Below are 18503 nucleotides of genomic sequence, written 5' to 3'. Positions count from 1 at the left end.
GAGAATTATAATGGATAAATCACAGATTCAGCAGTGGGTTACGCAATTCCCTTTGGTGCAAGACCTGATCGACCTCAACCCGATAACCTGGTTCAACCCGCGTGCAACGACTGTGCAGGCGGGGTTGCCGTACGTCGGATTGGGCGCCGACGACGTCGCCGACGCGGAGCGGCGGCTGGCGCGTTTCGCTCCCTACCTGAGCGCCGCTTTCCCGGAAACCCGGGCCGCCAACGGCGTGATCGAATCCGAGGTTGTCGCCATTCCGGCGATGCAAGCTGCGCTCGACCAGCGCTATGGGCTGAGGCTCGGTGGCCATTTGCTGCTGAAAAAAGACAGCCATCTGCCGATTTCCGGTTCAATCAAGGCGCGCGGGGGCATCTATGAGGTGCTGGCGCATGCGGAAAAACTGGCGCTGGAGGCGGGGTTGTTACAGCTTACGGACGACTACGGCAAGCTGTTCTCGGAGGAGTTCCGCCAGTTTTTCAGCCGTTACCGCATTGCCGTGGGGTCAACCGGCAATCTGGGGATGTCTATCGGTATTATCAGCGCCAGGTTGGGATTCAGCGTTAGCGTACACATGTCGGCGGACGCGCGCGAATGGAAAAAGCAGAAGCTGCGCGACAATGGCGTCAACGTGATCGAGTACCAGCAAGATTACGGCGTCGCCGTTGAGCAGGGCCGCCTGCAGGCAGCGGGCGATCCGAGCTGCTTTTTTATCGATGACGAAAACTCGCAAACGCTGTTTCTCGGTTATGCGGTGGCCGGTGGCCGCCTGAAGCGGCAGTTCGCCGAGCGCGGCATTCCGGTTGACGCGCAGCACCCGCTGTTTGTCTATCTGCCCTGCGGCGTCGGCGGCGGGCCGGGCGGAGTGGCTTTCGGGTTGAAACTGGCCTTTGGCGACCACGTTCACTGCATCTTTGCCGAACCGACGCACTCGCCGTGCATGCTGCTTGGGGTCTATACCGGGCTGCATGATCGGATCGCGGTTCAGGATCTGGGCATCGATAATCAAACCGCCGCGGACGGGCTGGCGGTTGGGCGCGCTTCCGGCTTTGTTGGCCGCGCCATGGAGCGCCTGCTCAGCGCTTTTTACACCTTAAGCGATCGCGAGATGTTCGCGCTGCTTGGGCTGTTGGATCGCCAGGAGCACATTCAACTGGAGCCTTCAGCGCTGGCGGGCATGGCGGGGCCGTGGCGCGTGGCGGCTAACTCTGAGTGGCTGGCCGAACGCGGGCTGGACGAACAGCAGATGAACCAGGCCACTCACCTGGTATGGGCTACCGGCGGCGGCATGGTGCCAGAGGCGGAGATGGCGAAATATCTGGCCAGTGCGCACGAGGCCGGTTAGTGCGTCAGCAGCGAAAGCTCTTGCGCACCTTCGAGCAGGATCGGCAGGATGCGCTCGGTCAATTCGCTTACCGGAACGTGGCCGGCCTGTACGCCGACGTTTAACGCGGCGGTGACGCTGCCGTTGGCCGACATGATCGGCACGGCAATGGAACGCAGGCCGATTTCCAGTTCCTGATCGTTAATCGCATAACCCTGCGCGCGGACCTTATCCAGCTCTTCACGCAGTTTGTCGATGGAACCGATGGTGTACTGCGTATAGCGCATCAGGGTGATGCGTTGCAGGTAATCATCCCGCTTATCCGCCGGCAAATGGCTCAGCAGCACGCGCCCCATCGAGGTGGCGAACGCCGGCAGCCGGCTGCCTATGTTCAGATCGATAGTCATGATGCGTTCGGCGGAGGCGCGGGCGATATACAAAATATTGTCGCCGTCCAGCGTGGCGATGGAACAGGATTCATTCAGCAATTGGCTGATGTGTTTCAGTACCGGCTGGGTGGCCTTGGCCAACGGCGTCGAGCCGAGATAGGCGTGGGCCAGCGTCAGAATACGCGGGCGCAGCTCGAAGTTTTTGCCGTCCTGCGCGTAAACGAACCCCAGCTTGTTCAGGGTATACAGACAACGGCGCACCGCGGCGCGCGGAATGCCGGTTTTCTGGCTGATTTGCGAAATCGACATCAGGCGGCGTTGCGGGGTAAAGGCCTGGATCACCTCCAACCCCCGCGCCAGCGAGGCCATAAAGTTGGGATCGCCCTTGAAGGGATCGCCGCTGGCGGCGGGCAGCGAAATGTCATGGGTGGCGATGTCTTCGCCGGCAGAGATCTTGGTCATTCAGGCTCCCGGTTTAAATGCTTACAGCGCCAGATAGCGCAGGGTCGCCACGACGGCCAGCCGGCGGTTATGGATAACCTGGTCTTCCGGCGGTTCATGACTTTCGAACAGCGTATTAAAGGTGTACTGGTTGGCAACATAGTGGAAACACAGGCTGCTGATCAAGCGGTGCACGTCGGCGGCGCTGGCATCTGCAGTAAACTCCCGGCTTTGCTTGCCGCGCTGCAAAATATCTTCCAGCAAAGTCAGGGCGCTCTGATTCAGCGCCTTGATGCGCGGGGACTGGCGGATGTACTGGCCACGCAGCATGTTTTCCATGCAAATCACGCGGATGAAGTCAGGGTGCTCCGCGTGGTAATTGAAGCTTTCCTCAACCAGCCGGGTCATCGCTTCTACCGGCGGCAACGCGTGCAGATCCAATGAGGATTCGTGCGCGCGGATATGCTGATACACGTGCTCGAGCACCTCCAGATAGAGCGACTCCTTGTTCTTGAAATGATAAACCACCATGCGTTTGGTGGTGGCCGCGTGCTCGGCAATGTTCTCCATGCGGGCGCCTTTCAGGCCCGCTTCGGCAAACTCACTCAGCGCCCCGGCGAAGATGCGCTGTTTCAGGCCGACAGGGTCATTTTTGCGTTTGGTGGCGGGGATATCATCATTGTTCAACACATCAGTCACTTATCGTTTGGGTACACCGGTTAAGAGTAACCGGGGTCACCGGGTAATACAATCCGCTGCGGCGGCGCTTTTGTGAGCGCTATCATGTTGCTATAAAAGTGTGGAATAGGGGGGCCTGAATTTGAATCTGAAAGGGAATCCTATTAATAAGAGAGGTTTTTTTATTTTTGCATACTGAGCAGAGAATATATTCATCTGAACAAATGCTGCAGTTGATATGAAAATCATTAACTCTGGGTTTGAAAATGGATTATGTAAACTGATGGCGTTCGTACAGTAAATGGCTCCCCCCCCAAACTTCCACGATTCACTCTTCCCTCCGGTTGTTTATGACGAAGTGCGTTTGCAAATCATGCCCGGATGAGCTCAGGCTTTTAGCTTTCTATCACCGCAAGGCTTAATTTTACCTGTCGCCGTTCAATGGGAATCGACATGTTTGACCCAGAGTCGGCAATATCGATAAAGCGCCCATTTATGCCAGAGCACAGATATTTATGGCAAGTGAGAAGGGAAAACTGCCGTATAGGCGATAACAGCAGGATAAAATGCCTGAAAATACGGTGACGGAAATATAATTCGGATAATCACTTCGACGGCGAATCTCAAATATCGCAAAAAAAGCGGAATGCGATGATATGGGTGGATAGAAAATACACAGGCGTTGCGCGAAGTTAAATCTGGCGGTTGGCTTATAATGATAATTTTCAATTTATTGATTTTAAATGATTTTTGTTGATTTGTTGTTCTCGTGAAGAGGCATTGCAACCCGGAGAAACGCCTGTGGTTGCGGCCAAACCCAAGTGAAATTTTATGAACATTGACGATTTCACTTTTATTTTCACATTAACAAAGCGCGTTGAGTTTGATTTTATGTTTTTTTACATGCCAGACCGCAGTTTTGCCGCTACTCTGAACCGGCAATGTCTAATTAAGGATGATGTTATGCGGGATATACAGGGACATGTTATGGATTTTTCTTTTGAACTATTGGATTTCATTGTCTCGAATTTACCTCCTGAAGCACTCTCTTTTCATAGCGCTGCAAAGCGTTCTTATTTTAGCTGAAATTCTCTTGCCAAAACGTGATGCGTGAGAATTTTAAGTGAAATAAAACGACGATCTATTACGGTAATTTTAATATTTTTATCTTGTGGTTGCTAATGGCAAGCGTCAGGGAAAGGTAACAATCCGCAGAGGGTAAATGAAAGTCGTGCCTAAACTCCGAGGGCGTCAATAAGCCCAATGGCACTATTTAGTTTAGTTGCGTTACTTTACCGGACCGCAAGATATCTTTGGGATATATATTTATTCACTCAGGAGCACACTCAATGAACCAGCGTTTGGACTTTATCGGTGTTGGTATCGGTCCGTCCAACCTCAGCCTTGCTGCGCTTGGAAGCGAAATCGCAGGCTTCAATTGCAAATTCCTCGAACGCAAACCGCACTTTTCCTGGCACCCGGGCATGATCCTGGCGGATAGCAGCATGCAGACCCATTTCTTGAAGGATCTGGTCACCGCCGTCTCGCCAACCAACCCTTATAGTTTTCTCAACTATCTGGTGAAGAGCAAAAAGTTCTACCGCTTCCTGACGACTGAACAGCGTACCGCGTCACGCGAAGAGTTTGCCGATTATCTCAACTGGGCGGCAACGGGTTTGGATTCGCTGATGTTCAACCAAGAGGTTCGCCGTGTCGACTTTGACGACAATCAGCGGCAGTTTGTCGTCACCACCCAGAATGACGTGCTTTACGCCAAACACCTGTGCGTGGGTATAGGCAAGCAAATCAAACTGCCGGCCTGTGTAACCCAACAAAATGATCAATGTTTTCACGCCAGCGAAATGATGCTGCGCCAGCCAAACCTGGCCGGAAAACGCGTAGCCATTGTCGGTGGAGGCCAAAGCGGCGCTGACCTGTTCTTGAATATTTTCCAGGGGGAATGGGGCCGGCCCGAACAGCTTAGCTGGATATCTCGGCGCAACAACTACAACGCGCTTGATGAAGCCGCCTTTGCCAACGAGTATTTTACGCCAGATTATGTCGACAACTTCTACACGCTCGGCCACGCGGCCAAAGAACACATGCTGCAGGAACAGAAGATGACTTCTGACGGGATCACCAGCGAGTCTCTGTTGGCCATTTATCGCGCCCTGTATCACCACTTCGATGTGCTCCGTGAGAAGCGATGGGTGCGCTTGCTGCCCAGCCGTTCTGTTACGACCCTTAATGCCAAAGACAATGCTTATCAGTTAGAGACGCTGCATCACCTTGATCACGGGCGAGAAAGCGTTGATGCAGACGTGGTTATTTTTGCCACCGGTTATGAACAGGTCCGCCCGGCCTTTCTTGATTCCCTGGCCGATCGTTTGTTGACCACCGCCGATGGGCAATATCGCATTGCTTCTGATTTTGCCCTTGAGCGGGAAGGGGAACATGAGAATTGCTTGTTTGCGGTCAACGCCAGCATGCACCAGCACGGCATTGCCGATCCTCAGCTTAGCCTGATAGCCTGGCGCTCGGCTCGCATTCTCAACCGGGCTTTAGGTCAGAACCAATTTGATCTGAGCACCGCACCAGCGATGATTCAATGGCGCAGTGAGCAAGAACAGCCAATCGCTTTAAATTCCTTTGGGACATCCCGGTCACCCTTTTAATATTTTTATCAAATGATGAGACAGGTTGCATGAGAAGACACATTAATAAATTCATCATGAATCAATTGGCGACATTCGCGCCCACGTTCAAGACCAAATTTATATATAAAAAGGCATTCGGGAAAAAATTGAATTTAAACCCGCCATCGACATGGAACGAGAAGATAAATTATCTCAAACTCAACGATTACAGCAACAATGCATTGGTCACGCAATGTGCGGATAAATACGCAGTCAGAGAGTATCTGAAAGCCAAAGGATGTGAAGAAATTCTCAATGAGCTCTATTTCGCCTGCGATTCGGTTCATGAGATCCCATGGGGTTCCTTACCTGACAAGTTTGTGATTAAGGGGAACCACGGTTCAGGTTACAACCTGATTTGTCAGGATAAAAGCGCATTGGATAGGGTGCAAACATCGAAAACCATTGAAAACTGGATGCGTGAGGACTATTGGAAGGTCTATGCGGAGTTAAACTACAAGAAGATCAATAAAAAAATAATAGGTGAGAAATTTATAGAGTCATCGAATGGCGCTGGTCCTGATGATTATAAAATATACTGTTTTCATGGCGTTCCTTATTGCACGTTACTGTGTGTCGGCAGAGAAACCGGCATGCCGAAATATTACTTCTTCGATAAAGACTTCAAGTTTCTTTGTTATAGCGAGGACTGCCTGGCGCTCAGCCAGGAAGAGATCGACGCTTTTGTTAAACCCGAAGGTTACGATGAGCTCTTTGAGTACGCCAGAAAATTGTCTGAACCCTTTGAATTTGTCCGCGTCGACTTCTATATCTCCAATGGCAAAGTCATTTTTGGCGAGTTGACCTTCACCCCTTCCGCAGGGCTTGATACGGACATACTCGAACCCACGGATATCCTGCTCGGGAAGATGCTTAAGCTGAAATAACCTCTGATCCCCGCACAGCGGCGGCGCTTTTGTGATCCGGGTTAAAGAGTTGTTAACGTTCGCGGGCGGCGCATTGACACAATGAACCTTATGGTTCATTTATAACTGCATATGCCGCCGCCCGTTTCCCCCTTTAACGACGGCGAGCCGATTTGTAACCACTGTCGCAAAGGGGAAAAGTCATGTTTCGTTCTATAGCCACCGTCTCCATCGCAGGAACCCTGCCGGAAAAGCTGGAAGCGATTGCCGCCGCCGGTTTTGACGGCGTGGAGATTTTTGAAAACGACCTGCTGTATTATCCCGGCAAACCGGCGGATATCCGTCGTCTGGCGCAGGAACTTGGGCTGGCGATTACGCTGTTCCAGCCGTTTCGCGACTTTGAGGGTGGCCCACGCGATCGGCTGGCGGCCAATCTCGAACGCGTGCGGCGCAAGTTTGCGCTGATGCAGGAGCTTGGCTGCGACCGCATGCTGCTGTGCAGCAACGTAGCGCCCGACTGCTCCGCAGAGATTGAACTGCAGATTGAGGATCTGGGGCGTCTGGCCGATCTGGCTCAGCAACAAGGCATGGTGGTGGGGTACGAGGCGCTCGCCTGGGGGCGGCATGTGAATCGCTATCGCCAGGCCTGGGAACGGGTTCGCGCCGTCGACAGCCCTTCGTTGGGGCTGGTGCTGGACAGTTTTCATATTTTGGCGTTGGGCGATAACCTCGATCAACTGGACGATATCCCGGCGGAGAAAATCAGCTTCCTGCAACTGGCCGATGCGCCATTGATGAACATGGAAGTGATCGAATGGAGCCGGCATTTTCGTTGTTTCCCCGGTCAGGGGGAGTTGCCGCTGGTCGAGTTCACCCGTCGACTGGTTGAAAAAGGCTACGCCGGCCCCTGGTCGCTGGAAATTTTCAACGACGGTTTTCGCGCCACGCCGAGCACGCCAACGGCGCAGGACGGCCTGCGCTCGCTGCTGTACCTGGAAGAACAGGTGGCCGCCACCCAACCGCCCACGCCTGAGTTATTCAACAGCGCGCCTTTGCCTGAAAGCCAGCAGATTGAATTTATCGAGTTTGCGGTAAACGGGCAGGAGGCGGAAAACCTGGCCGGCTGGCTGCGGCAGATGGGGTTCAGCCTGCGCGGTGAGCACCGTTCCAAGGCGGTGACACTGTATCAAAACGGCGCGGTGCGCATCATCCTTAACCAGCAAAACGACTCCTTTGCCGATGATTACCGTGAGCGGCATGGCGTTTCGCTGTGCGCCATGGCCTGGCGGGTGCCTAATCCGTCCGCGTTGCTACAGCGGGCGCATGATTTCGGTTATCCGGTTTATCAGGGGCAGGTTGGCCCAAATGAACACCGCATTCCGGCGCTGTGCGCACCCGACGGCAGCCTGATCTACCTGGTTGAGACCCCGGCTAACGGCGGCGAAGCGGCGATTTATCAGGATGATTTTCAGCTGCTGAACAAGCCGACACCCACGGCTTCTGCACTTGAGGGTATCGATCATCTGGCGGTGGCCATGCCCGAAAGCGCCTTAAAAAACTGGGTGATGTTCTTGCGCTGCGTACCGGGTTTCGAACCTGACGGCGAACAGCTGCTGCCGGATCCTTACGGGCTGGTGCACAGCCGGGCGATGCACAGCCGTTGTAACGGCATCCGCTTGCCGCTGAACGTCTCGCAGAGCAGTGCGACGCTCAGCGCCAGAACGGTGGAAACCTACCACGGCGCCGGGCTACAGCACGTTGCGTTCTCGACCGGGGATATTTTTCAGGCGGTTGAACAGGCCAAGGCCAACGGCATGCAGTTGTTGACCATCGCCGATAACTACTACGAAGATCTGGCTGCCCGTTTTGATCTCGATGACGCCTTTATCGCCCGGCTGGCACAGCACCATATTCTCTACGATCGCGACGCGCAGGGCGGCGAGCTGTTGCACGTCTACAGCCATCCGTTTGCTGAAGGGCGGTTCTTCTTTGAAATACTGCAAAGGTTTGGCGGTTACGCCCAGTATGGTGCGGTGAATGGTGCGGCGCGTTTGGCGGCGATGCGGCAATTGCGGTGATGGCAGGGCGCGGTTCGCAGTGACCGCGCCCGTTCTGGTTAACCGGCCTGCTGGAATACCTGGCTCATGCTTGCGGTATCCGGCGCGTGGCCGGTATACAGCTGAAACGCCAGCGCTGCCTGGTGCACCACCATGCCGTCGCCCACGATAGCCCGGCAGCCTTTGGCGCGGGCCTTTTTCACCAGTTCGGTTTCCCGGGGAACGTAAATCACGTCCGCCAACCAGTGGCGCGGCTGCAGCCAGTCGATATCCACCGGCATGCCCGGGTGACCGGTCATGCCGATCGGCGTGGCCTGTACCAGGCCATCGCTGTCTGCCAGCGCCCCGGCCACGTTTTCCGTCACGCCGATCCGCTGTTCGCCAAAGTGCCGCGCCAGTTGCCGTTGCAGGCTGTGGCTGCGCGCCGGATCCCGATCGTGCAACATCAAATGACCGACGCCGTGCGCCAATAGGCCATAAGCCACCGCATAGCCCGCGCCGCCCGCACCCACCTGAACCACGCGATGGATATTTTCGCCGGCCAACCCTTGGCTAAAGTGGGTGATAAACCCGTCGCAGTCGGTGTTGTGGCCAATGCGTTTGCCATTCTGGAACAGCACGGTATTGACCGCGCCAATGGCGCTGGCCTGCGGCGACAGCTCATCGAGCCAGGGAATAACCTGTTGCTTGAACGGATGCGTGATATTGCAGCCGCTGAAACCCAACAGCGCCAGGCTGTCGAGCACCTCCGGCAGGCGGTCGTCGGCCCAGCCGCGTTGGGTGAAATCGAGCAGTTGATAGGCGCACCTAAGGCCTTGTCGACGGGCCTCCTGTTCATACAGCTGCGGTGACAGTGAACCCTGAATGCCCTGGCCCAGCAGGGCGAGCAGATAGAGCGGGCGAGGTTGTTCATTATTTTTCATGGTTTCTCCGGGTTCAGGGCTGGGACGCCGTGGATCACGACACGAAGAAAAAATGAACCATTTGGTACTTTATGTAAACCGGCTATTTTCGATTTGTGATCGGTATCATGTTGGCTGAATGTTAAGCAATTTGCGGGCATTGGCAGCGTCATAATGATCTTCCTCACACTTCGGCAACATTATTTTTCGCCGCCGCGCTGGCGTTTCACCCGGTAATAAGGTTATTAATTATATTAGTTTTCAGCGTTTTGTATTATCGGCTCTCGGTAGTGCGGTGTTTTAACTTGGCGATAAACGTACCAATAGGTTCGATAACCGCCCAGATTATCGATACCCTCCGTTGCCGACTCGCTTGAGAGTTCTTACATTGGAAGTGCGATATTTGAATGTTGGTGCGATTATCGAACATTTGCATTCATCTGCGCCTGTAGCCCTGGTGGCCGTAAAGCGAATAACACAGCGACGCGGAGACAGTCCCGACGCTTATAACGACATTTGCGGCCTGAGCCGACTGTACGGAGGAAGAAATTGTGGCTTCAAACGAGATTGATGTTCGCACACTGATTAACGATCGCCCGTTATCCGGGTATCAGAAATTGATCGTTTTGCTTGGATTTACCGTTATTGCACTGGACGGTTTCGACATTACCCTGATGGGCTTTATCGCGCCGGAGCTGAAAAGCGAATGGGGCGTCGGCAATCATCAACTTGGCATGGTGATCAGTGCGGCGTTGATCGGCCTGACGATAGGCGCGTTGCTGTCCGGGCCGCTGGCGGATTGGATGGGTCGCAGGGTGATTATCATCAACAGCGTGTTCTTTTTTGGTTTGTGGACGCTGATCACCGCATTTTCGCAGAATATCGATCAGATGATTTTCTTCCGCTTCATGACCGGGCTGGGGCTGGGGGCGGCAATGCCGAACGTCGGCACCCTGATCTCCGAATATGCGCCGGAAAAAAAGCGGTCGTTCATTATCACCGTCGTGTTCTGCGGCTTTACCTTCGGCGCTGCGCTGGGGGGATTCGCCGCCTCATGGATTATTCCGCAGATGGGCTGGCATGCGCTGCTGCTGCTGGGGGGCATACTGCCGTTGCTTAGCGTGCCGCTGCTGCTCGCCAAGCTGCCGGAATCGGTGCGATTCCTGGTGACCAAGCGCGCCAGCCCTGAACGCATCGGCAAAATTGTGGAAAAACTGGCGCCGGGGAGTACCGACGCCGACACGCGCTACACGTTGCCGCCGCTGGTAGCCCCCGGTAAAGGCTCGATGCAGATTGTGGTGTCGCCTCAATACCGTTTTGGCAGCATCATGCTATGGCTGGGGTATTTTATGGCGCTGTTCCTGGTCTATCTGCTGGGCAGTTGGCTGCCGACGCTGGTGAAAGGCATTGGGATGAGCGTGGCGCAAGCGGCGGTGATTACGGCGCTGTATCAGGCCGGTGGCACCCTGGGCTCACTGTTTGCCGGCTGGCTGATGGATCGGGTTAATCCCCATCGGGTGCTGGGCGTGATCTACCTGCTGGGCGCCTGTTTCACGGTGATGATAGGGTTGGCTTCTCACAGCAGCGTGATGCTCGGCGTGCTGGCGTTGGTCTGCGGTTTTTGCCTGAATGGCGCCAATACCGGCATGAATGCGCTGTCGGCGCACTATTACCCGACCGAGGCGCGGGCGACCGGCTCCAGTTGGATGCATGGCGTCGGGCGCATTGGCGCTATCCTCAGCGCCTTTGCCGGCGCAGAGATGCTGGCGCTGGGGTGGGGGTTCGAGCGCATCTTTGCCATTATCGCCGTTCCGGCGGTGATCACCGCTTGCGCCATCTTCCTTAAGGGCATTCGCGGCTATAACCGCCAGGCCCAGTTACCGACAGGCGAGATCGCCAAGAGCATTTGATCGTTGAGGCCGCGCGCCGGTTAATCAGGCCGGTGCGCGGTTGAAAAATCATGTTTCATCAATGTTAATCAGCTCACAGAACGCCATTCCTTCCTTTTTGCGAAAAAACCAATCATCCCTTTTAAAATAAACGCCTTACAGAAACCTTAACCTTTTCTCGTTCGGTAATCGCACGCTAATTAATTTAACAATATTGAAACTTATTGTTGGCGGTGTTTTGATTTGAAAGTCGATTAACGAACTAAGTTTCGATAATCGCACAAAAAGCGATTGTGCCAGCGTCGCATCTGGCCATTCCCGCCGGGCTTATTTCGCCAGGCCAACTTAGGAAACGCTAATGTCCGATCACAACACCTTAGAAATTCAGTCGTTTATCAACGCCAAACCCTTTTCCCGTTATCAGTGGATGATCCTGATACTGTGTTTTTTAACGGTGGCGCTGGACGGATTCGATACTGCGATCATCGGTTTCATCGCCACTTCGCTGGTGCAGGATTGGGGGATTGAGAAGACCTCTCTGGGGCCGGTGATGAGTGCCGCACTGGTGGGGCTGGCGGTGGGCGCGCTGACCGCCGGGCCGCTGGCGGACCGCATTGGCCGCAAAAAGGTGCTGGTGATGTCGCTGATCCTGTTTGGCGGTTTCAGCCTGCTGACGGCGTTTGCCACCTCACTGCCCATGTTGACCTTGCTGCGTTTTTTAACCGGGCTGGGGCTGGGCGCGGCGATGCCGAATGCCGCCACCCTGATGTCGGAATATGCGCCCGAACGTAAACGCGCGCTGCTGGTGAACCTGATGTTTTGCGGCTTCCCGCTCGGCTCCTCCCTGGGCGGTTTCGTTTCCGCGTGGCTGATCCCGCACTTTGGCTGGCAGAGCGTGATGGTGCTGGGCGGCGTAATGCCGCTGCTGTTGGCGATAGTGTTGATTGTCGCCTTGCCGGAATCCGCCCGTTTCATGGTGGTGCACGGTTATCCGCGCGAACGCATCGCCGCGGTGCTCAAGCGCATAGCGCCGATCAATTTGCCTGAATCGCTGCGTTTTACCCTGAGTGAAAGCGGCCAGGTGAAGGCGAAGTCGGCGTTGGGCGTGATTTTCTCCCAGCGCTATCTGATGGGCACGCTGATGCTGTGCCTGACCTACTTTATGGGCCTGATGATTTTCTACCTGCTGACCAGTTGGTTGCCGCTATTGATCCGTGAAACCGGCGCCTCCATCCGCCAGGCTTCGCTGATTACCGCACTGTTTCCTTTGGGCGGCGGCATTGGCGTGCTGATCATCGGCTGGCTGATGGACCGAATGAACCCGCACAAGGTGGTGGCGGTGGGTTATCTGCTGACCGGGCTGTTTGTCTGCGCGATTGGTTACGTTTATACCCATCCGGTGCTGATGGCGGTGACGGTATTTATCGCCGGCACCTGCATGAACGGGGCGCAGTCTTCAATGCCGGCGCTGGCCGCCGGTTTTTATCCGACCCAGGGACGGGCGACCGGCGTGGCCTGGATGCTGGGGTTGGGCCGCTTTGGCGGCATCCTGGGCGCCATGAGCGGCGGGGTGCTGATGCAAATGCAGCTGTCGTTCAGCACCATTTTCACTCTGCTGGCCATTCCCGCATTGGTTGCCGCAGTGGCACTGATGATCAAACACTTTTCCACCCGAGCACCGGCGTTGCCCGGCTCACTCAACAAAGCGCTATAAGGGAGATAAACATGCGTACACAGGTCGCCATTATCGGCGCCGGCCCTGCCGGATTGATGTTATCGCACCTGCTGCATCTGCAGGGTATTGAGTCTGTGGTGCTGGAGACGCGCAGCCGGCAGGCGGTGGAATCCACGATTCGTGCCGGGGTGCTCGAGCAGGGCACGGTAGATTTACTGAACCAAACCGGGATTGGCGAGCGCATGCGCAGGGAAGGCGTGCAACACCACGGCATTCGGTTGGCGTTTGGCGGGCAACAGCACCGGATAGACCTTACCGAGCTCACTGACAGGGCGATCACCGTTTATGCCCAGCACGAGGTGCTGAAGGACATGATAGCCGCGCGGCAAGCGGCGCAGGCCCAGCTCTATTTTGAGGTCGAGCAGGTGTCATTACAGGCGCTGGACAGCGAACGGCCGCAGGTTCATTACCGCCACGCCGGCGAACAGCGGCAGCTAAGCTGCGATTTCGTTATCGGTTGCGACGGTTTTCACGGTATCAGCCGGGCGGCGATGCCCGGTGGGCTGAGGCAGGATTACACCCGGATCTATCCCTTCGGCTGGTTCGGCATTCTGGTGGAGGCGCCGCCATCGAGTGATGAATTGATTTACGCCCGACACGCGCGCGGCTTTGCGCTGATCAGCACCCGGTCGGCGGGCGTGCAGAGGATGTATTTCCAGTGCGATCCGGCGGAAAATGTCGACCAATGGTCGGACGATCGCATCTGGAACGAACTGGAAACCCGGCTGGAAAATCACGATGGCTGGTCGCTGAAAAAGGGCCGTATTTTTCAGAAAAACGTGGTTGGCATGCGCAGCTTTGTCACTGAGCCCATGCGCTGCAAACGCCTGCTGTTGGCGGGGGATGCGGCGCATATCGTGCCGCCGACCGGCGCGAAGGGGCTGAATCTGGCGATGGCGGACGTCTGCCTGCTGTCGCAAGCGCTGGAGGCGTTTTATCTGCGCAAAAGCTGGCGGTGGCTGGACAGCTACAGCGACGATGCGCTTAAGCGGGTATGGCGCGCCGAGCATTTTTCCTGGTGGATGACCAATATGTTGCACACCCACCCTGACGGCAGCCCATTCCAGCAGCGGCTGCAACTGTCGGAGCTGCAATATACCGTCAAGTCGCGCAGCGCCATGACGGTACTGGCGGAAAATTACGTCGGCTCGCCTTTTCAGATGAGCTGACCCAACCGGGATCACAAAAAACGCAGCCGGTAGCAGAAAAATGCCCAATGTTTCGATTATCGCCCAAAGCTGCGTTTATCGCTCTTGCACCCTGCCTTGGGTCGCGCCATCATCGGAAAAAGCCCCTTTTAGGTCGGAGAATTTATGGAATTACTGACGCCGTTGTTGCGGTCTTCAGCGGTTAGCGAATGTTTCAGCGATGCCGCTACCCTGCAGGGCATGCTGGATTTCGAAGCTGCGCTGGCCACCGCGCAGGCCGGGTTGGGGATCATTCCGCCAGACGCCGCGCAGCATATCGCCGCCTGTTGCCACAGTCATTTAGTCGACAGCACGGCGCTGGCGCAGGCGGCGGCGCAGGCCGGCAATCTGGCGATCCCGCTGGTAAAGCAACTCACGGCGTTAGTCGCGCAGCGCGATACCGGTGCCGCACGCTTTGTTCATTGGGGGGCGACCAGTCAGGACGCCATCGACAGCGGCCTGATGCTGCAACTGCGGCACGCAATCGCCATCACGCAAGAGGATCTGAACCGGTTGATGGCGGCGCTGGTACAACAAATTACGCGGCATCAGGATTGCGTGCTGGTCGGGCGAACCTGGATGCAGCACGCGCTGCCGACCACGCTGGGGCTAAAGTTGGCCGGTTCGCTGGATGCCTTGTTGCGCTACCGTCAGCGGCTGGATGAAATGCGTTCTCGGGTGCTGGCATTGCAACTTGGCGGCGCGGCGGGGACGCTGGCGTCACTGGGCGGGGAAGGCGGTCTGCTGGTGCCGGCTCTGGCCGCACGATTGCAACTGAGCGCAGCGGATACGCCCTGGCACAGCCAGCGCGATCGTCTGCTGGAGATTGCCGGTTGGTACGCCGGTTTAACCGGTACGCTGGGCAAACTGGCACGGGACATCTCCTTATTGATGCAAACCGAAGTGGCGGAGGTCGCCGAACCGGTGGCCGAAGGGCGCGGCGGTTCTTCCACCATGCCACATAAACGCAATCCGGTGGCCTGCGCGGCGATCCTCGCGGCGGCCAACCGGGTTCCGGCGCTGGTCGGCGGGCTGTATGCCGCTATGGTGCAGGAACATGAACGCGGACTGGGTGGCTGGCACGCCGAATGGGAAAGCCTGCCGGAATTGGTGATGCTGGCGACGGGCGCATTGCACACGGCGGGCGATCTGATCGCCGGTTTGCAGGTATTCCCGCAGCAGATGCAACATAACCTGAAGTTAACCGGCGGATTGATCATGGCCGAGTCCGTCACTATGGCGCTGGGCGAGGCTATCGGCCGCCAGCAGGCACATCAGCTTATTGAAAAACAGTGCCATCTGGCGCTGGCGCAGCAGCGCACGTTGCTCGACGTCTTGCTGGAAGACAGCAGGGTAATGGCGTATTTGACCCCAGAGCGGCTGGCCGCATTGCTGGATCCGCAGCATTACCTCGGCAGCGCGCAGACATTTACTCAACGGGTGCTGGATCAGGCATCCCGGTTAACCGCAGGAGCAAAACGATATGAATGATGATCAACGTTATCAGCAGGGCATTGAGGTGCGGCGCGCCGTGCTGGGGGATGCCCACGTTGACCGCAGTCTTGACCGGCTCAGTCCGTTAAACGAGGAATTTCAGCATTTTATCAGCCGCTACGCTTGGGGGGAGATTTGGACCCGGCCAGGGCTGGCGCGCCACACCCGCAGCCTGATCACCATTGCCATGTTGATCGCCCTTAACCGCGAAGCCGAACTGCGCATGCACCTGAAAGCGGCAGCAAATAATGGCGTGACCCGCGATGAGATCAAAGAGGTATTGATGCAGAGTGCGCTGTACTGCGGCCTGCCGGCGGCAAACTCGGCATTCCATCTGGCGGAGGAGGTTTTCGCCGAGCAGGATAGCGAGGCGAGCTAAGCGGAACCTTTGGCGTTGGCAACGCGGCGCACGGTGGCGATAAACGCCAGCGCCGCTTCACTGAGTTCGCCGTCGTTACGACTCAAAATGCCCACCGTTTCCTCCATGCCCTGAGTGGGCAGCGGCAGGGGGATAAGCTGCCCGGCGGCAATATCGGCTTTAACCGCGCTGGAAGGCACAAACCACACATAGTCAAATTGCAGCGTCATCTGGCGTGCCAAAGAGGCGGACAGCGTTTCGATATACTGGCCTGGCAGGTTGAACCCCTGGGTGGATAACAGATTCTCGGTATTGTGGCGCGGCACCGTGCCTTTGGGCGACAAAATGGCCGGATAGTTGAGCGCCTGCTCGAGGGTGATGGTCTCGCTCAACAGCGGGTGCCCCGGGCGCGTCACCATCAGCAATGATTCCAGCAGCAGCAATTCGAAGGCAATGCCGCTCATCATTTCCGGTTCGGCCATGCGGCCAATCGCCACGTCGATGTCGCCCGCTTTGAGCTGCGCCAGCAATTCGGTATTTTTGGCGGTGATCACCTGAATACGTGAATAAGGGCGCGCCTGCTGATATTGGCCGATCGACTGCGGCAGCATGCCCAGCGCGGTGGTCGGCAAGGCGCCGATACGCAGCACCCGCGCCGGTGCGTCGTCAAGTCTGTCCAGCGCGTGCCCGGCGGCGGTCAGCGCCTCCAGCACCCGCGTGGCATACCCTAAAAACTGTTCGCCTTGTTCGGTCAACCGGGTTCCCTGCCGGCTGCGCACCAGCAGGCGGTTACCGGTCAGGGCTTCCAGTTCACTCAGCGTTTTCGACAGCGCCGGCTGGCTCAGGCTCAGTTTGTCGGCGGCACGACTCAGCGATCGCTCCTGCGCCACCGCGACGAACCCGTTGATGTGGCGCAAGCGCATGCGCTGTATAAATAAATTGGCTTTTTTCATGCCCCAGTGTAGGGAGTTTTCCCCAGCGGCAACAAGTGACGGCGGCCGCATATTTGCACTGACGTGCAGATTTTTTGCGGCCGCTGCGGCGGCGGGAATTACAGGTCGAAGAAAACTGTTTCGCGATCGCCCTGAATAACGATGTCAAACCGATACACCAGCTCATCGCCACGGCGCTCGGGGTGCGCAATCAGCGTTTTACGGCGTACCTCCAGTTCGATCAGATTCAGCACCGGATCTTGCCGGTTGGCGGCATCTTCGTCGGCAAAATACACCCGGGTGTGCAGCCCAAGATTGATGCCGCGCGCGACGATCCACAGATTAACGTGCGGAGCCATTACGCGGCCGTCACGCCCGCAAACTGCGCCGGGTTTGATGGTTTCAAAGCGATAGTGGCCGGTTTCAAAATCCGAACAACTGCGGCCCCAACCGCGAAAAGCGCTGTCCAGCGGCTTGTCGTGCTGTTGATCTCCAGGATGGTTGTAGCGGCCGTGCGCATTGGCCTGCCAGATTTCCAGCAGCACATCGCGGATCGGCGAGCCGCTGCCGTCGAACACCCGGCCTTCGAGGGTGATGCGTTCGCCCTGGGTTTCCGGCTGGGTCAGAATGTGGTTGAAGTTGTTTTCAAAAATATCGAAGCCGGCGGCAAATGGAGCCAGGCCGATGTGGACATAAGGCCCGGCGGTTTGCGACGGCGTTTCCGGCAGATACTGTTGCGGCATTATGCTTTCCCCTGCAGGCGGTTTTCAAACAGCGTAGCGCGGTGGCCACGCAGCACCAGATCGAAGCGATAGGCGAGACTGTCCAACTGAATCGAGGCGGTTTTGTCCAGCCCGGCGATCAGCGAGCGCACCGCATCGTCATTTTTGATGGCGCGGACGATTGGGCAACTGGCAATCAGCGGATCGCCCTCAAAGTACATTTGGGTGATCAGCCGCTGGGCGAAGGCATCGCCGGACAGCGAGAAATGAATATGGGCGGGGCGCCAGTCGTTGACCTGGTTGCGCCACGGATAGGGGCCGGGCTTGATGGTGCGAAAGAAGTAATAGCCGTTATCGTCGGTCAGCATGCGGCCGCAACCGCCGAAATTAGGATCTATCGGTGCCAGATACTGATCCTTTTTATGGCGGTAACGCCCACCGGCGTTGGCCTGCCATACTTCTACCAGCGCATTGCGCAGCGGCAGGCCGTTCTCGTCGCACACATAGCCATGCACGATAATCCGCTCGCCGATTGGCAGACCCTGTTTGGCGTAATTAAGGATAAGATCGTTATCCAGCGCCCCCAGTTCATGCTGGCCGAACACCGGGCCGGTGATTTCTGATAGTGAATTCTGCAGCGAGATCAATGCGTTCTTCGGCGAGCGCAGCACACTGGTTTTATATTCAGGTACCAACGCCGGCGGGTGCCGATCGTAGTTGCGATGGTAAAGTTCGTTTATCTGGCTCATGCGGAAATCCTCATGGCATAGGCAGGATACAAAGGGCTGAACTGTTTTGTTGTTATGTCAGCGCGAAGGGGAGAAACCCGG

The 18503-nt window shown here is 56.5% G+C and carries 16 protein-coding genes; 10 read left to right on the top strand and 6 right to left on the bottom strand.

Annotated elements, in window-relative coordinates:
* Nucleotides 1-10 precede the first annotated feature (10 nt).
* Nucleotides 11-1348 carry a D-serine ammonia-lyase gene (locus JK621_RS11475; protein WP_212559904.1) on the top strand — a complete coding sequence of 446 codons (1338 nt, stop codon included), beginning with the start codon at nt 11-13 and terminating at the stop codon, nt 1346-1348.
* Here JK621_RS11475 and JK621_RS11470 read toward each other — a convergent pair.
* On the bottom strand, nt 1345-2178 hold the full coding sequence (locus tag JK621_RS11470; RefSeq protein ID WP_212559903.1) for an IclR family transcriptional regulator domain-containing protein: 834 nt from the start codon (nt 2176-2178) through the stop codon (nt 1345-1347). The genes JK621_RS11475 and JK621_RS11470 overlap by 4 nt on opposite strands.
* A 21-nt stretch (nt 2179-2199) precedes the next feature.
* Nucleotides 2200-2847 (bottom strand): TetR family transcriptional regulator, encoded by a 648-nt coding sequence (locus tag JK621_RS11465; RefSeq protein WP_212559902.1) that lies wholly within the window; start codon nt 2845-2847, stop codon nt 2200-2202.
* Between the two features lie 819 nt (nt 2848-3666).
* On the opposite strand from JK621_RS11465, the gene JK621_RS11460 reads away from it, so the two are divergent.
* The 4 genes from JK621_RS11460 to JK621_RS11445 all read left to right on the top strand — a co-directional run bounded on the left by JK621_RS11460 (nt 3667) and on the right by JK621_RS11445 (nt 8475).
* Nucleotides 3667-3921 carry a hypothetical protein gene (locus JK621_RS11460; RefSeq protein WP_212559901.1) on the top strand — a complete coding sequence of 85 codons (255 nt, stop codon included), beginning with the start codon at nt 3667-3669 and terminating at the stop codon, nt 3919-3921.
* A gap of 263 nt (nt 3922-4184) precedes the next feature.
* Nucleotides 4185-5510 (top strand): lysine N(6)-hydroxylase/L-ornithine N(5)-oxygenase family protein, encoded by a 1326-nt coding sequence (locus JK621_RS11455; protein ID WP_212559900.1) that lies wholly within the window; start codon nt 4185-4187, stop codon nt 5508-5510.
* A gap of 29 nt (nt 5511-5539) precedes the next feature.
* A complete protein-coding gene (locus JK621_RS11450) occupies nt 5540-6418 on the top strand; it encodes an ATP-grasp fold amidoligase family protein (RefSeq protein ID WP_212559899.1) in 879 nt (292 codons plus the stop codon).
* 182 nt (nt 6419-6600) lie between these two features.
* The gene (locus tag JK621_RS11445) at nt 6601-8475 is read left to right on the top strand and encodes a bifunctional sugar phosphate isomerase/epimerase/4-hydroxyphenylpyruvate dioxygenase family protein (RefSeq protein ID WP_212559898.1); all 1875 of its coding nucleotides are present in this window, start codon (nt 6601-6603) and stop codon (nt 8473-8475) included.
* 38 nt (nt 8476-8513) lie between these two features.
* On the opposite strand, the gene JK621_RS11440 is transcribed toward JK621_RS11445, so the two are convergent.
* A complete protein-coding gene (locus JK621_RS11440; RefSeq protein ID WP_212559897.1) occupies nt 8514-9377 on the bottom strand; it encodes a shikimate dehydrogenase in 864 nt (287 codons plus the stop codon).
* 527 nt (nt 9378-9904) lie between these two features.
* Between JK621_RS11440 and JK621_RS11435 the strand changes: the two genes are divergently transcribed.
* The 5 genes from JK621_RS11435 to pcaC all read left to right on the top strand — a co-directional run bounded on the left by JK621_RS11435 (nt 9905) and on the right by pcaC (nt 16040).
* Nucleotides 9905-11266, top strand: a complete 1362-nt coding sequence (locus JK621_RS11435) for an MFS transporter (protein ID WP_432761931.1) — start codon at nt 9905-9907, stop codon at nt 11264-11266.
* A gap of 337 nt (nt 11267-11603) precedes the next feature.
* A complete protein-coding gene (locus JK621_RS11430; protein ID WP_212559895.1) occupies nt 11604-12959 on the top strand; it encodes an MFS transporter in 1356 nt (451 codons plus the stop codon).
* 11 nt (nt 12960-12970) lie between these two features.
* The gene (locus tag JK621_RS11425) at nt 12971-14149 is read left to right on the top strand and encodes a 4-hydroxybenzoate 3-monooxygenase (protein ID WP_212559894.1); all 1179 of its coding nucleotides are present in this window, start codon (nt 12971-12973) and stop codon (nt 14147-14149) included.
* A gap of 144 nt (nt 14150-14293) precedes the next feature.
* Complete coding sequence (locus tag JK621_RS11420) at nt 14294-15658, top strand: 3-carboxy-cis,cis-muconate cycloisomerase (protein ID WP_212559893.1); 1365 nt, start codon at nt 14294-14296, stop codon at nt 15656-15658.
* Nucleotides 15651-16040 (top strand): 4-carboxymuconolactone decarboxylase, encoded by a 390-nt coding sequence (pcaC, locus tag JK621_RS11415; RefSeq protein WP_212559892.1) that lies wholly within the window; start codon nt 15651-15653, stop codon nt 16038-16040. The genes JK621_RS11420 and pcaC overlap by 8 nt, the downstream gene beginning before the upstream one ends.
* Here the strand turns inward: pcaC and JK621_RS11410 are convergent.
* From JK621_RS11410 to pcaH, 3 genes are all read right to left on the bottom strand, one after another.
* Nucleotides 16037-16972, bottom strand: a complete 936-nt coding sequence (locus tag JK621_RS11410) for a LysR substrate-binding domain-containing protein (RefSeq protein WP_212559891.1) — start codon at nt 16970-16972, stop codon at nt 16037-16039. The two genes, pcaC and JK621_RS11410, sit on opposite strands and share 4 nt — an antisense overlap.
* 98 nt (nt 16973-17070) lie before the next feature.
* Complete coding sequence (gene pcaG, locus JK621_RS11405) at nt 17071-17694, bottom strand: protocatechuate 3,4-dioxygenase subunit alpha (RefSeq protein WP_212559890.1); 624 nt, start codon at nt 17692-17694, stop codon at nt 17071-17073.
* Nucleotides 17694-18422, bottom strand: a complete 729-nt coding sequence (pcaH, locus tag JK621_RS11400) for a protocatechuate 3,4-dioxygenase subunit beta (protein ID WP_212559889.1) — start codon at nt 18420-18422, stop codon at nt 17694-17696. The genes pcaG and pcaH overlap by 1 nt, the downstream gene beginning before the upstream one ends.
* Nucleotides 18423-18503: the final 81 nt, after the last annotated feature.

It is taken from the genome of Serratia plymuthica (genome assembly GCF_018336935.1).
GTDB lineage: Bacteria > Pseudomonadota > Gammaproteobacteria > Enterobacterales > Enterobacteriaceae > Serratia > Serratia plymuthica_B.
The sequence above is the reverse complement of the archived record's forward strand: the minus strand, read 5'-3'. Positions and strand labels throughout refer to the sequence as shown.

Coding starts and splice junctions, on each gene's coding strand:
- JK621_RS11470 (WP_212559903.1), bottom strand. CDS start 2,178: ATGACCAAGATCTCTGCCGGCGAAGACATCGCCACCCATGACATTTCG.
- JK621_RS11475 (WP_212559904.1), top strand. CDS start 11: ATGGATAAATCACAGATTCAGCAGTGGGTTACGCAATTCCCTTTGGTG.
- pcaC (WP_212559892.1), top strand. CDS start 15,651: ATGAATGATGATCAACGTTATCAGCAGGGCATTGAGGTGCGGCGCGCC.
- JK621_RS11440 (WP_212559897.1), bottom strand. CDS start 9,377: ATGAAAAATAATGAACAACCTCGCCCGCTCTATCTGCTCGCCCTGCTG.
- JK621_RS11420 (WP_212559893.1), top strand. CDS start 14,294: ATGGAATTACTGACGCCGTTGTTGCGGTCTTCAGCGGTTAGCGAATGT.
- JK621_RS11425 (WP_212559894.1), top strand. CDS start 12,971: ATGCGTACACAGGTCGCCATTATCGGCGCCGGCCCTGCCGGATTGATG.
- JK621_RS11450 (WP_212559899.1), top strand. CDS start 5,540: ATGAGAAGACACATTAATAAATTCATCATGAATCAATTGGCGACATTC.
- JK621_RS11455 (WP_212559900.1), top strand. CDS start 4,185: ATGAACCAGCGTTTGGACTTTATCGGTGTTGGTATCGGTCCGTCCAAC.
- JK621_RS11445 (WP_212559898.1), top strand. CDS start 6,601: ATGTTTCGTTCTATAGCCACCGTCTCCATCGCAGGAACCCTGCCGGAA.
- JK621_RS11410 (WP_212559891.1), bottom strand. CDS start 16,972: ATGAAAAAAGCCAATTTATTTATACAGCGCATGCGCTTGCGCCACATC.
- JK621_RS11460 (WP_212559901.1), top strand. CDS start 3,667: ATGAACATTGACGATTTCACTTTTATTTTCACATTAACAAAGCGCGTT.
- pcaH (WP_212559889.1), bottom strand. CDS start 18,422: ATGAGCCAGATAAACGAACTTTACCATCGCAACTACGATCGGCACCCG.
- pcaG (WP_212559890.1), bottom strand. CDS start 17,694: ATGCCGCAACAGTATCTGCCGGAAACGCCGTCGCAAACCGCCGGGCCT.
- JK621_RS11430 (WP_212559895.1), top strand. CDS start 11,604: ATGTCCGATCACAACACCTTAGAAATTCAGTCGTTTATCAACGCCAAA.